The following is a 12,280-nucleotide window of genomic DNA, read 5'->3' on the forward strand; positions in this document are numbered from 1 at the left end:
CGCGCCTCGATCTCCCCCGGCCACCGCTGGGAGGTGCCCCCCGGCGGGGCCGGAAACGCCTGAGCGGCGCCGCCCCCGGGTGGGGGAGACGGCCCGTTCGCGGAACGGGCCGGGGTCCGGCTCAGCCGTCCCCGCCGCCGCACTGCCGGGGCAGCGCCAGGGCCACCGTGTCCGCGAACTCCCGCACCGCGCTGGTCCGGCTGACCACCCGGCCGCTGTGCACCACCAGCCGGCTGTGCCCGCCCGCGAGCGCCCCGGCCAGGCTGTCCCCGCGCACCGCCAGCAGCTCCGCCGGGAACCCGGCGTCCACCCGGACCGGCGGCAGGCCGAGCGCCACCCGGGCCTGGTTCGCCACCGCGTCGTACGCAGCCTCCGGGTCCAACTCCCCGCCGGCGGCCAGCAGATAGGCCGACTCCAGCGGATCCGCCCGGCCGACCGGGTTGGACGGATCGCGCAGCGCCCCGCTGCCCGCCACCAGCGGCACCCGGGCGGCGGCCAACTCCCGTACCAGGCCCGGCCGCAGGCCCGCGGCCCGGCCCTCCAGGCCGGTGCAGCAGCCGTTCTGCGGCAGACAGACCACCCGCACCCCGGCGGTCGCCAGCACCGTCGCCGCGCCCCGGGCCAGCGCCCCGCACGGGCCGAGCGTCACCCGGGGCCGCAGCGGCGCCAGCGCCCCGACCAGCCGGGCCAGCCGGGGCGCGTCCGCGGCGTCGGTGTGCAGGTCCACCGCGCAGTCGGCCTCCCGGGCGGCCTCCAGCAGCAGGTGCACGTACCCGGTTGGGTCCGGGTCCAGTTCCGGGCAGCCGCCCGCCGCCGTGGCGCCGAGTTTGAGCGCCTCGCGCAGCTGGGCCCGCCCGTCCGCGCCGGCCCGTCCGGTGAGCAGCCGGGGCATCGCCACCGCCTGGAGCTCGGCCAGCCCGCGCAGCGCCTGCCGGGCGGTGAGCACCGCCTCCAGCCGCTCCAGGCCGTGCACGTCGCCGATCCGGACGTGGGTGCGCTGGGCGGTGGCGCCGTAGCCGAGCGAGGTGAGCGCGGCCTCGGTGATCCGGCGGGTGAGGTCGGCCGGGCTGTCCGGCGGCGGGGTGGGCAGGGCGGCGGAGAAGGCGGCGTCGTAGTGGGCGTGGGCCTCGGCGGGGGCCGGGAGCAGCAGGTAGCCCCGCAGGTCGATCCGGGCGCCGGTGGTGACGGTGGGCGTGCCGGGCAGGGCGGGCAGCGGGCCGAGGCCGCCGGCGGTGCCCACCGCCTGGATCCGGTCGCCGCTGATCCGGACGTCCACCACGCGTCCGTCGGCCAGCCGGGCGCCGGTGAGCAGCAGGACGGGGCCGTGCCCGAGGGGGTTGGCCGCCGGGTCGGGCCCGGAGTGCGGCCCGTCCTCGGCTGCGCTGTCCATCGCCGGCTCCTTCTCGGGCCGGCCCGCGCGGTCGGCCCCGTACGGCTGGCCCGTCCAGCCGGCCAGTCCTCCCGATCAATGAGCGACGAGCCTATGGGCCCGTGGGGCGGGTCGCCGGGAGGCGGGCAATAGTCGTACCGGGCCGGGCCGCCCGGCTCGCAGGCCGATCGAACGCCGGGCCTTGGATCGCTCGTCCGTGCACCTCGCCCACCTGCGGTCTTCGCCGCGGGATACGGATTTCACCTCCGGGCGCGAAACGTGTAATCTCTTCCTCGTTCGCCCCTATAGCTCAGTCGGTAGAGCGTCTCCATGGTAAGGAGAAGGTCTGCGGTTCGATTCCGCATGGGGGCTCGGGTGAGAAGCGGTTCAGCTCCGGCTGTGCTGCGGATCACTGTGGCGGTGTAGCTCAGTTGGTAGAGCAAGCGGCTCATAATCGCTGTGTCACCGGTTCAAGTCCGGTCACCGCTACCCCGCGTAGTCGGTCGGGAGATCGCACTCCCGGTCGGCTACTCTTGTTGTGTTCTTATTCGTTGTCCAAGGAAGGCACTCCCGTGGCTGCCACCGACGTCCGCCCGAAGATCACGCTGGCCTGCGTGGAGTGCAAGGAGCGGAACTACATCACCAAGAAGAACCGGCGTAACGACCCGGACCGTCTTGAGATGAAGAAGCACTGCCCCCGCTGCAACTCGCACACCGCGCACCGCGAGACCCGCTGACCCTCACGTAGGGCGCCGGGCCTGTGTGAATCAGGTCTCTGACTCCGGGCCGCACTCCTCAACAGGGGGTGCGGCCCGGAGTTTTTTCGTATCCACCCGCGTTCCGAGGAGCCGCCATGGCGCTCGACCCCTCCTTCATCGGGCGTAGCTACCCGCCCACCGAGCCGTACGAGGTCGGCCGGGAGAAGATCCGCGAGTTCGCGGCCGCGATCGGTGACGCCAACCCGGCGTACACCGACCAGGAGGCGGCGAAGGCGCTGGGCCACCCCGATGTGATCGCCCCGCCGACCTTCCCGTTCGTGATCACCTACCGGGCCGCCGCCCAGGTGGTCGAGGACCCGGAGCTGGGCCTGGACTTCAGCCGGGTGGTGCACGGTGACCAGAAGTTCGCCTACACCCGCCCGGTGCGGGCCGGTGACCGGCTGTCGGTCGAGGTGACCATCGACAACATCAAGTCACTGGCGGGCAACGACGTGCTCACCGTGCGTGGCGAGGTGACGGACGCGACCGGCGAGCACGTGGTGACGTCGGTCATGACCCTGGTGGCCCGGGCCGCCGACGAGGCGGGGGAGTGAGCGCGATGGCGATCAGCTACGACGAGGTCGAGGTCGGCACCGAGCTGCCGGCGCGGTCCTTCCCGGTGACCCGCGACACACTCGTGCGGTACGCGGGTGCCTCGGGCGACTTCAACCCGATCCACTGGAACGAGAAGTTCGCCCTGGAGGTCGGCCTGCCGGACGTCATCGCGCACGGCATGTTCACCATGGCCGAGGCGATCCGGGTGGTCACCGACTGGGTCGGCGACCCGGCCGCGGTGGTCGAGTACGGCGTGCGGTTCACCCGTCCGGTGCCGGTGCCGAACGACGGGGTCGGCGCGGTGGTCGAGGTCTCGGCCAAGGTCGCCAAGAAGCTGGACGACCGCCGGGTGCAGGTCGACCTGCTGGCCACCACGGGCGGCCAGAAGGTGCTCGGGATGTCCCGGGCAGTCGTCCGGCTCGGCTGAGCGGCCCCGGGGGTCGCGGCGGCCGGGGTCCCGTACGGGATCTCCGGCCGCGGGCGCGGGCCTTGCGTAGATAGTGATTGGCCACTAACTTGGGATCCATGGCGAAGTCGAGCATCCGGATGAGCGCGGAGGAGCGGCGCGAGAGCGTCGTCCGGGCCGCCCTGACCGAGTTCGCCAGGGGCGGGTACCACGGCACCTCCACCGAGGCCATCGCCCGCCGGGTGGGCGTCTCGCAGCCGTACCTGTTCCGGCTGTTCCCGAGCAAGCAGGCGATCTTCGCCGCGGCCGCCGAGCGCTGCGTCGAGGAGACCTGGCGGGTGTTCGACGAGGCCTCGGCCGGGCTGTCCGGCGAGGCGGCCGCGGAGGCGATGTCCACCGCGTACCTGGGCCTGGTCGAGAACGGCGACCAGCTCATGATGCAGATGCAGCTCTACGTCTCGGCGTCCGCGGCCAGGGCGGCCGGTGAGGACGAGGTGGGGGAGACCGCCCGGCTGCTGTGGGAGGACCTGTTCGACCGGGTCAGGATCCGGATCGGCGGCGGGATGAAGGCCGCCACGCAGTTCTTCGCGTACGGGATGCTGATCAACACCCTGGTGGCGCTGGGCTATCCGCAGGACCACCGGATCTGGGGCGGCTTCGACGAGTGCGCGCCGCCCGCGTAGGCCGGTCGCGCGGCGGTGTCCGTGCGGCCTTTTTTCGGCCCACAGAAGTTATTGATCGATAACTACCTAGAGGAACCTGGGGGAAACCATGACGGAGAAACCGGCGGTGATGGGCAGGGCCGCGATCTGGACCCTGGTGATCGTCAGCGCGGCCGGCTTCATGGCCGCACTCGACAACCTGGTGGTCACCACCGCACTGCCGTCGATCCGCGAGGAACTCGGCGGCGGGCTGTCCGACCTGGAGTGGACGGTCAGCGCCTACACCCTGAGCTTCGCGGTGCTGCTGATGTTCGGCGCCGCCCTCGGCGACCGCTTCGGGCGCCGCCGGATCTTCCTGGTCGGCCTGGCGGTCTTCACCGCCGGCTCCGCCGCGGCCGCCCTCTCCCCGGAGATCGGCGAGCTGATCGCCGCCCGGGCCCTCCAGGGCGTCGGGGCCGCGGTGATGATGCCGCTCACCCTCACCCTGCTCACCACCGCCGTACCCCGGGCCAAGCGGGGACTGGCCTTCGGCATCTGGTCGGGCGTCAGCGGCCTCGCCGTCGCCGCGGGGCCGCTGATCGGCGGCTCGCTGACCGAGCACTTCTCCTGGCAGTGGATCTTCTGGGTGAACGTCCCGGTCGGCCTCGTCCTGCTGCCGCTGGCCTACCTGCGGCTCGGCGAGAGCCGGGGCCCGGGCCGGGCCCTGGACGTGCCCGGAACCCTGCTGGTCAGCCTGGGGATGTTCGGCGTCGTCCTCGGCCTGATCCGCGGCAACCCGGACGGCTGGACCAGCCCGCTGGTCCTCGGCACCCTGAGCGGCGGCATCCTGCTGCTGGCCGCCTTCGTCCGGTACGAGCAGCGGGTGGCCGCCCACCCGATGCTGCCGATGCGGCTGTTCCGCGTCCGGGCCTTCTCCGCCGTCAACGCCGCCAGCCTGCTGATGTACCTGGGGATGTTCGGCTCGATCTTCCTGATCAGCCAGTACCTCCAGGGCGTCGGCGGCTTCAGCCCGCAGGAGGCGGGCGTCCGGATGCTGCCCTGGACGGCGATGCCGCTGCTGGTCTCGCCGATCGCGGGCATCGTCTCCGACCGGATCGGCGGCCGGCCGATCGTGGTCACCGGGCTGGCGCTGCAGGCCGTCGGACTGGCGCTGTTCGGCCTGGTCGTGGACGGGAGCACCGGTCTGGACTACGTCGCCCAGCTCCCGGCCATCGTGATCTGCGGGATCGGTATGTCGCTGTACTTCGGCCCGACCGCCCAGCTGGTGATGGCCAGCGTCCGGCCGCAGGAGCAGGGGATCGCCTCCGGCGCCAACAACGCGCTGCGCGAGGTCGGCGGGGCGCTCGGGGTCGCCGTGCTCGCGGCGGTGTTCTCGGCCCGGGGCGGCTACCAGTCGGCGGAGGCCTTCACCGACGGGCTGGTTCCCGCGCTGTACGTCGGGGCGGCAGCCGTCGCGCTCGGGGCGGTCGCCGCGGCGTTCGTTCCGCGGCGGAGCGGGGAGCGGGCCGCCGCGCCGGGGGAGCGGGCCGACAGCCCGGCCGAGCCCGCCCGGATCTGAGCCGCGGCCGGCGGCGGGCGGCGGGGGTGCCGGGCGGCATCCCCGCCACCCGTACGCTGGTGGGCGTGCTGGTAGAAAACGACGCCCCCCTCGCCCCGCTGACCACGCTCCGGCTCGGCGGCCCGGCCCGCCGCCTGGTGACCGCGCACACCGACGACGAGGTGATCGCGGCCGTCCGCGAGGCCGACGCGGCCGGCGAGCCGCTGCTGGTCCTCGGCGGCGGCTCCAACCTGGTGATCGGCGACGCCGGCTTCCCCGGCACCGTGCTGCGGATCGCCACCACCGGCCTCGCCCTGGACGGCACCGTCCTGGAGGTCGCGGCCGGCGAGACCTGGTCCGAGGTGGTCCGCCGCACCGTGCTGGACCACGGGCTGGCGGGCGTCGAGTTCCTGGCCGGCATCCCCGGCTCGACGGGCGCCACCCCGGTGCAGAACGTGGGCGCGTACGGCCAGGAGGTCGCGCAGTCGATCACCGAGGTGGTCGCGTACGACCGCACCGCCGACGCGGTGGTCACGCTGTCGAACGCCGAGTGCGCGTTCTCCTACCGGCACAGCCGCTTCAAGGCCGAGCCGGACCGCTACGTGGTGCTGCGGGTGAGGTTCGCCCTGACGGACCGCGCGGGCCTCTCCACCCCGGTCAAGTACGCCGAGGTGGCCCGGCACTTCGGCGTCGAGCAGGGCGAGCGGGTGCCGCTGGCCGAGGCGTACGGCGCGGTGCTGGAACTGCGCTCCGGCAAGGGCATGGTGCTGGACCCGGCGGACCACGACACCTGGTCGGCCGGCTCCTTCTTCACCAACCCGGTGCTCACGGCCGCGCAGTACGAGTCCTTCCGCACCCGCCCGGGTGCCGAGAACGCCCCCGCCTACCCGGCCCCGGAGGGCTGCACCAAGACCTCGGCGGCCTGGCTGATCGACAAGGCGGGCTTCGGCAAGGGCTACGGCAGCGGCCCGGCGACTCTCTCCACCAAGCACACCCTGGCGCTCACCAACCGCGGTTCGGCCACCGCCGAGGACCTGCTGGCGCTCGCCCGGGAGATCCGGGACGGGGTCCGCGAGGCCTTCGGGGTGGAGCTGGTGAACGAGCCGGTGATGGTGGGCGTCAAGCTCTAGCCTCCGACGGGGCTCCGCCGCCGGACGGGCCTCAGACGGGTACGGCGGCGGTGGCGTCCGAGGTGGCGTCCGCCGCGGACCGGGCGCCGGCCAGCCAGCCGTCGACGTCCGCCAGCAGTTCCTTGCGGACGGCCTCCGGCGCGACCGAGCCGCGCACCGACTGCCGGGCCAGCTCGGCGAGCTCGGCGTCGGAGAAGCCCAGCACGTCCCGGACCAGCTCGTACTGGGCGGCCAGCCGGCTGCCGAACAGCAGCGGGTCGTCCGCGCCCAGGGCGAGCGGCACCCCGGCGTCGAAGAGCCGGCGCAGCGGCACCTCCTCGGGGTGCTCGTAGACGCCGAGCGAGACGTTCGAGGACGGGCAGACCTCGCAGGTGACCTGCCGGTCCGCCAGCCGCTCCATCAGCCGCGGGTCCTCGGCGGCCCGCACGCCGTGGCCGATCCGGGCGGCGCCCAGGTCGTCGAGGCAGTCCCGGACGGACTGCGGGCCGGCCAGCTCGCCACCGTGCGGGGCCGCCAGCAGCCCGCCGTTGCGGGCGATGGCGAAGGCCCGGTCGAAGTCCCGGGCCAGGCCCCGGCGCTCGTCGTTGGAGAGGCCGAAGCCGACCACCCCGTGGTCGGCGTAGCGGACGGCCAGCCGGGCCAGCGTCCGGGCGTCCATCGGGGACTTCATCCGGTTGGCCGCGACCAGCACCCGGATGCCCACCCCGGTGGCCGCGGCGGCGTGCTCGACCGCGTCCAGGATCAGCTCCAGCGCGGGGATCAGCCCGCCCAGCCGGGGCGCGTACGAGGTCGGGTCGACCTGGATCTCCAGCCAGCGGGAGCCGTCCCGCCGCTCGTCCTCGGCGGTCTCCAGGACCAGCCGGCGGATGTCCTCCTCGTCCCGCAGCACCGAGCGGGCGGTGTCGTACAGCCGTTGGAAGCGGAACCAGCCGCGTTCGTCGGTGGCCCGCAGCCGGGGCGGCTCGCCGGAGCTGAGCGCCTCCGGCAGCCGGACGCCGTGCTTGTCGGCCAGCTCCAGGAGGGTGGCGGGCCGCATCGAGCCGGTGAAGTGCAGGTGCAGATGGGCCTTCGGGAGGCCCCTGACGTCTCGCGGATTCAACAGGCGTTCCATTCGCGAATACTGCCGTATGCGGCCCCCGAACGGGAACCGCCTCCTTTCGATCCCCTGAAGGGGTGAAAGGAGGCGGCGTGCCGGGTGAATCCCGAATGTCAGGTTGATGCCTGGGTCAGTCGCGGGCCTCGCCGAGCAGCTTCTGCACCCGGCTGACGCCCTCGACCAGGTCGGCGTCGCCGAGCGCGTAGGAGAGCCGCAGGTATCCGGGGGTGCCGAAGGCCTCGCCCGGGACGACCGCGACCTCGGCCTCGTCCAGGATCAGGGCGGCCAGCTCGCCGGAGGTCCGCGGACGGCGGCCGCGGATCTCCTTGCCCAGCAGGCCCTTGACCGACGGGTAGGCGTAGAAGGCGCCCTCGGGCTCGGGGCAGAACACGCCCTCGATCTCGTTGAGCATCCGCACGATGGTCTTGCGGCGGCGGTCGAAGGCCTCGCGCATCTCGGCCACCGCGTCCAGGTCGCCGGCCACGGCGGCCAGGGCCGCGCGCTGGGCGACGTTGGAGACGTTCGAGGTGGCGTGCGACTGGAGGTTGGTCGCGGCCTTGACGACGTCCTTGGGGCCGATCACCCAGCCCACCCGCCAGCCGGTCATCGCGTAGGTCTTGGCGACGCCGTTGACCACGATGCACTTGTCGGCCAGCTCGGGCAGCAGGGCCGGCAGCGAGGTGAAGGTCGCGTCGCCGTACACCAGGTGCTCGTAGATCTCGTCGGTGAGCACCCACAGGCCGTGCTCCAGCGCCCAGCGGCCGATCTCCTCGGCCTCGGCCTCGGTGTACACCGCGCCGGTCGGGTTGGACGGCGAGACGAACAGCACCACCTTGGTGTTCTCGGTGCGGGCGGCCTCCAACTGCTCGACCGAGACCTTGTAGCCGGTGGTCTCGTCGGCGACGACCTCCACCGGGACACCGCCGGCCAGCTGGACCGACTCCGGGTAGGTGGTCCAGTACGGGGCCGGGATGATGACCTCGTCGCCCGGGTCCAGGATCGCCGCGAAGGCCTCGTAGATCGCCTGCTTGCCGCCGTTGGTGACCAGCACCTGGGAGGCGTCCACCTCGTAGCCGGAGTCGCGCAGCGTCTTGGCGGCGATCGCGGCCTTCAGCTCGGGCAGGCCACCCGCCGGGGTGTAGCGGTGGTTCTTCGGGTCGCGGCAGGCCTCGACGGCCGCCTCGACGATGTAGTCCGGCGTCGGGAAGTCGGGCTCGCCGGCGCCGAAGCCGATGACCGGACGCCCGGCGGCCTTGAGGGCCTTGGCCTTGGCGTCCACGGCGAGGGTCGCGGACTCGGCGATCGCACCGATGCGGGCGGAGACCCGGCGGTCGGCGGGGCGGATGGACTGGTCGGGCTGCGGGGTGGAAGCGCTCATGCCTGCATGGTCGCAGAACCCGGACGGACCGGGCATCGGGGTATCGGCATCCGTACGTTTCCGTCCGCATCGCGGCCCCGGCGATCCCGCGGCGGGAGCACCGCCGCGCCGGACATCCGGCGGCTGACCGGCCGGTCCGGAAGAAGAGGTTCGACCAAACACCCCTCGACCACGTACACTCACTGCTCGACGGCCCGCCGAAAAGATCCGGAGCTTTCACCGCCTGTGCAGACAGCGGGGGGAGATGCGGTAGGTTGGTCGCCACCGGAGCCGCGAGGCGCCGTAGGGCAATAGCTCAATTGGTAGAGCACCGGTCTCCAAAACCGGCGGTTGGGGGTTCGAGTCCCTCTTGCCCTGCTGCTAGATCCGTTTTCAGCCCGTTCGCTCCACAGGAGTGAGCGGGCTTGATGCGGAGATGGCACCGATCAGCACCGCTAGCCGGCCGGTCGTGCCCCACCGGGTGCGCGGCGAAGTCCGGCAGGACCCGGATTCAGGTGAGGACGAGTGACGGAGACCACGGGCTCCACCGCAACGCCTGAGAGCGGCAACCCCGAGGGTGCCGACAGCGCCGCGGAGGCCACCTCTGCCGAGGCGTCGGGCAAGCGCGGAAGCAAGAAGTCCGGCAAGCGCGCCAAGAAGGGCCCGTTCGCGCGGATCGGCCTGTTCTACCGCCAGATCATCGCCGAACTGCGCAAGGTCGTCTGGCCTTCCCGCGGCGAACTCACCAACTACACCGCCGTCGTGGTCACGTTCGTCGTGGTCGTGATGGCCTTCGTGGCGGGCCTGGACTACGGCTTCTCCAAGCTGAGCCTCCTGGTCTTCGGCTGATCCGACCGCCCACCTCCGCGACAGACTCCCGACCCGGGCCGATTCTTCGGTCCGGGTCGAGCCGTCGGCGCCGGACGTACGCGCGGCTACCGTGGACTCGGTACTGTTGAAGTCTCCGAGACCTCACCTGGCGCCCGCGCGAGCGGCCGCACGCCGGGCCGGTCGCGGAGCGCGCCACCTTCACCATCTCCAGGAAAGAAGCAGCCACCGTGTCTGAGTCCCCCCTGTACGACGCCGACGAGACCGTCCGCGAGGCGGATGTCGCCGCCGAGCTGGACGCGGCCGAGCTGGCTGACGACGTCGAGTCCGCCGAGCAGATCGTGGACGCCGCGGACAGCGACGAGGACGAGGTCGAGGCGTACGACGAGGCCGAGGCCGGCGAGCCCGCCGAGGAGGCCGCGCTGCACGTGGAGGCCGAGGAGACCGAGGACGCCGAGGACGCCGAGGAGACCGAGGACGAGGCCGAGGAGGAGGCCGCCGAGGTCGACCCGGTCGCCAAGTTCCGCGAGGACCTGCGCTTCATGCCGGGCGAGTGGTACGTGATCCACACCTACGCGGGCTACGAGAACCGGGTGAAGCAGAACCTGGAGCAGCGCGCCGTCTCGCTGAACGTCGAGGAGTACATCTTCCAGGCCGAGGTGCCGCAGGAGGAGGTCGTCCAGATCAAGAACGGCGACCGCAAGACCATCCGCCAGAACAAGCTCCCCGGCTACGTCCTGGTGCGCATGGACCTCACCCCCGAGTCCTGGGGCGTCGTGCGCAACACCCCGGGTGTCACCGGCTTCGTCGGCAACGCCTACGACCCGTACCCGCTGACCCTGGACGAGGTCGTCAAGATGCTCGCCCCGGACGTCGAGCGCCAGGCGGCCAAGGAGGCCGGCAAGCCCTCGCCGGTCAAGCCGAGCGAGATCCAGGTGCTGGACTTCGAGGTCGGCGACTCGGTCACCGTCACCGACGGTCCGTTCGCGACCCTCCAGGCGACCATCAACGAGATCAACCCGGACTCGAAGAAGGTCAAGGGCCTGGTCGAGATCTTCGGCCGGGAGACCCCGGTCGAGCTCTCCTTCGACCAGATCCAGAAGAACTAGTCATACGGTCTTCGGATTCGGGGCGGGGCCGAGGGCCCTGCCCCGAATCCGTTTTGGTCCAGCGGCGCGGACGCGTTAGCCTGGTCCGATGTGTGTGCTGGCGGCCGGGTGTCGCCCCGGTTCCGCACGCACCAGCAATCACCTCTCGGAAGGACCCGGAGAGACATGCCTCCCAAGAAGAAGAAGATCACGGGGCTTATCAAGCTCCAGATCAACGCCGGTGCGGCCAACCCGGCGCCGCCGGTCGGCCCCGCGCTGGGTCAGCACGGCGTCAACATCATGGAGTTCTGCAAGGCCTACAACGCTGCGACCGAGTCGCAGCGCGGCATGATCGTGCCGGTGGAGATCACGGTCTACGAGGACCGTTCCTTCACCTTCATCACGAAGACGCCGCCGGCCGCGCGCCTCATCCTGAAGGCCGCCGGTATCGACAAGGGCTCCAGCGAGCCGCACAAGACCAAGGTCGCCAAGCTCACCAGCGCCCAGGTCCGCGACATCGCCACCACCAAGATGCCCGACCTGAACGCCAACGACCTGGACGCGGCGGAGAAGATCATCGCCGGCACCGCCCGGTCGATGGGCATCACCGTCGAGGGCTGAAAAGCCCCCTTGTCCCCTGTGGTAGGGCCCGCGCAGGCCCGAGACACCACAACTCCATTCACCATTCAGGAGCAGCCATGAAGCGCAGCAAGGCCCTGAAGGCCGCGGACGCCCAGGTCGACCGCGAGCGCCTTTACGCCCCCCTCGAGGCCGTCCGCCTCGCCAAGGCGACCAGCACCACCAAGTTCGACGGCACCGTCGAGGTCGCCATGCGTCTGGGCGTCGACCCGCGCAAGGCCGACCAGATGGTCCGCAGCACCGTGATCCTCCCGCACGGCACCGGTAAGACCGCTCGGGTCCTGGTCTTCGCGACCGGCGAGCGTGCCGAGGCCGCGCGTGCTGCGGGTGCCGACATCGTCGGTTCCGACGAGCTCATCGACGAGGTCGCCAAGGGTCGCCTGGACTTCGACGCCGTCGTCGCCACCCCGGACCTCATGGGCAAGGTCGGCCGCCTGGGCCGCGTGCTCGGTCCCCGTGGTCTGATGCCGAACCCGAAGACCGGCACCGTGACCCCGGACGTCGCGAAGGCCGTCAACGAGATCAAGGGCGGCAAGATCGAGTTCCGCGTCGACAAGCACTCGAACCTGCACTTCATCATCGGTAAGGCCTCCTTCACCGACGAGCAGCTGGTCGAGAACTACGCCGCCGCGCTGGACGAGGTGCTCCGCGCCAAGCCGTCCGCCGCCAAGGGCCGCTACATCAAGAAGACCGCGTTCTCGACCACCATGGGCCCCGGCATCCTGGTGGACCCGAACCGCACCCGCAACCTCCTCGTCGAGGAGGACCCGGCCGCGGTCTGAGCCCCAGTGCTCTAGAGCAGTCCGTACGGCGGGCCCGTACCCCCTTCACCGGGGGTGCGGGCCCGCCGTCGTT

General features: G+C 72.0%; 13 protein-coding genes and 3 tRNA genes. 13 read left to right on the top strand and 3 right to left on the bottom strand.

Going from position 1 to position 12,280, the window contains the following annotated elements; all coding sequences use genetic code 11:
* Window positions 1-121 precede the first annotated feature (121 nt).
* Window positions 122-1,390 (bottom strand): hydrolase, encoded by a 1,269-nt coding sequence (locus ACFRMQ_RS28520; protein WP_380733542.1) that lies wholly within the window; start codon window positions 1,388-1,390, stop codon window positions 122-124.
* 278 nt (window positions 1,391-1,668) lie between these two features.
* Between ACFRMQ_RS28520 and ACFRMQ_RS28525 the strand changes: the two genes are divergently transcribed.
* From ACFRMQ_RS28525 to ACFRMQ_RS28560, 8 genes are all read left to right on the top strand, one after another.
* Window positions 1,669-1,741 (top strand) — tRNA-Thr (locus ACFRMQ_RS28525).
* Between the two features lie 44 nt (window positions 1,742-1,785).
* A tRNA-Met gene (locus ACFRMQ_RS28530) sits at window positions 1,786-1,858 on the top strand.
* 83 nt (window positions 1,859-1,941) lie between these two features.
* On the top strand, window positions 1,942-2,106 hold the full coding sequence (gene rpmG, locus ACFRMQ_RS28535) for a 50S ribosomal protein L33 (RefSeq protein ID WP_006604855.1): 165 nt from the start codon (window positions 1,942-1,944) through the stop codon (window positions 2,104-2,106).
* A gap of 116 nt (window positions 2,107-2,222) precedes the next feature.
* Window positions 2,223-2,681, top strand: a complete 459-nt coding sequence (locus ACFRMQ_RS28540) for a MaoC family dehydratase N-terminal domain-containing protein (RefSeq protein WP_380733543.1) — start codon at window positions 2,223-2,225, stop codon at window positions 2,679-2,681.
* 5 nt (window positions 2,682-2,686) lie between these two features.
* Window positions 2,687-3,109: a MaoC family dehydratase gene (locus tag ACFRMQ_RS28545; protein ID WP_380733544.1), complete on the top strand. Its 423-nt coding sequence runs from the start codon at window positions 2,687-2,689 to the stop codon at window positions 3,107-3,109.
* Between the two features lie 98 nt (window positions 3,110-3,207).
* On the top strand, window positions 3,208-3,771 hold the full coding sequence (locus ACFRMQ_RS28550; protein WP_380733545.1) for a TetR/AcrR family transcriptional regulator: 564 nt from the start codon (window positions 3,208-3,210) through the stop codon (window positions 3,769-3,771).
* An 88-nt stretch (window positions 3,772-3,859) separates the two neighbouring features.
* Window positions 3,860-5,308 (top strand): MFS transporter, encoded by a 1,449-nt coding sequence (locus ACFRMQ_RS28555; protein WP_380733546.1) that lies wholly within the window; start codon window positions 3,860-3,862, stop codon window positions 5,306-5,308.
* 26 nt (window positions 5,309-5,334) lie between these two features.
* Complete coding sequence (locus tag ACFRMQ_RS28560) at window positions 5,335-6,417, top strand: UDP-N-acetylmuramate dehydrogenase (RefSeq protein ID WP_380733547.1); 1,083 nt, start codon at window positions 5,335-5,337, stop codon at window positions 6,415-6,417.
* A gap of 31 nt (window positions 6,418-6,448) precedes the next feature.
* Here ACFRMQ_RS28560 and ACFRMQ_RS28565 read toward each other — a convergent pair whose 3' ends face one another.
* Both ACFRMQ_RS28565 and ACFRMQ_RS28570 read right to left on the bottom strand, forming a co-directional pair.
* Window positions 6,449-7,528, bottom strand: a complete 1,080-nt coding sequence (locus ACFRMQ_RS28565) for an adenosine deaminase (protein ID WP_380733548.1) — start codon at window positions 7,526-7,528, stop codon at window positions 6,449-6,451.
* Window positions 7,529-7,643: 115 nt separating this feature from the next.
* The gene (locus ACFRMQ_RS28570; protein WP_380733549.1) at window positions 7,644-8,891 is read right to left on the bottom strand and encodes a pyridoxal phosphate-dependent aminotransferase; all 1,248 of its coding nucleotides are present in this window, start codon (window positions 8,889-8,891) and stop codon (window positions 7,644-7,646) included.
* A 284-nt stretch (window positions 8,892-9,175) separates the two neighbouring features.
* Between ACFRMQ_RS28570 and ACFRMQ_RS28575 the strand changes: the two genes are divergently transcribed.
* From ACFRMQ_RS28575 to rplA, 5 genes are all read left to right on the top strand, one after another.
* Window positions 9,176-9,248: transfer RNA gene (locus ACFRMQ_RS28575), tRNA-Trp, on the top strand.
* A 147-nt stretch (window positions 9,249-9,395) separates the two neighbouring features.
* Window positions 9,396-9,719, top strand: coding sequence for a preprotein translocase subunit SecE (secE, locus tag ACFRMQ_RS28580; protein WP_380733550.1), 324 nt, complete (start codon window positions 9,396-9,398; stop codon window positions 9,717-9,719).
* A 209-nt stretch (window positions 9,720-9,928) separates the two neighbouring features.
* On the top strand, window positions 9,929-10,807 hold the full coding sequence (nusG, locus tag ACFRMQ_RS28585; protein WP_380733551.1) for a transcription termination/antitermination protein NusG: 879 nt from the start codon (window positions 9,929-9,931) through the stop codon (window positions 10,805-10,807).
* A 165-nt stretch (window positions 10,808-10,972) separates the two neighbouring features.
* The gene (rplK, locus tag ACFRMQ_RS28590; protein WP_380733552.1) at window positions 10,973-11,407 is read left to right on the top strand and encodes a 50S ribosomal protein L11; all 435 of its coding nucleotides are present in this window, start codon (window positions 10,973-10,975) and stop codon (window positions 11,405-11,407) included.
* Between the two features lie 77 nt (window positions 11,408-11,484).
* Complete coding sequence (rplA, locus tag ACFRMQ_RS28595; protein WP_380700030.1) at window positions 11,485-12,207, top strand: 50S ribosomal protein L1; 723 nt, start codon at window positions 11,485-11,487, stop codon at window positions 12,205-12,207.
* Window positions 12,208-12,280 lie beyond the last annotated feature (73 nt).

It is taken from the genome of Kitasatospora sp. NPDC056783, from assembly GCF_042789895.1.
In the GTDB taxonomy this organism is placed as follows: Bacteria; Actinomycetota; Actinomycetes; order Streptomycetales; family Streptomycetaceae; genus Kitasatospora.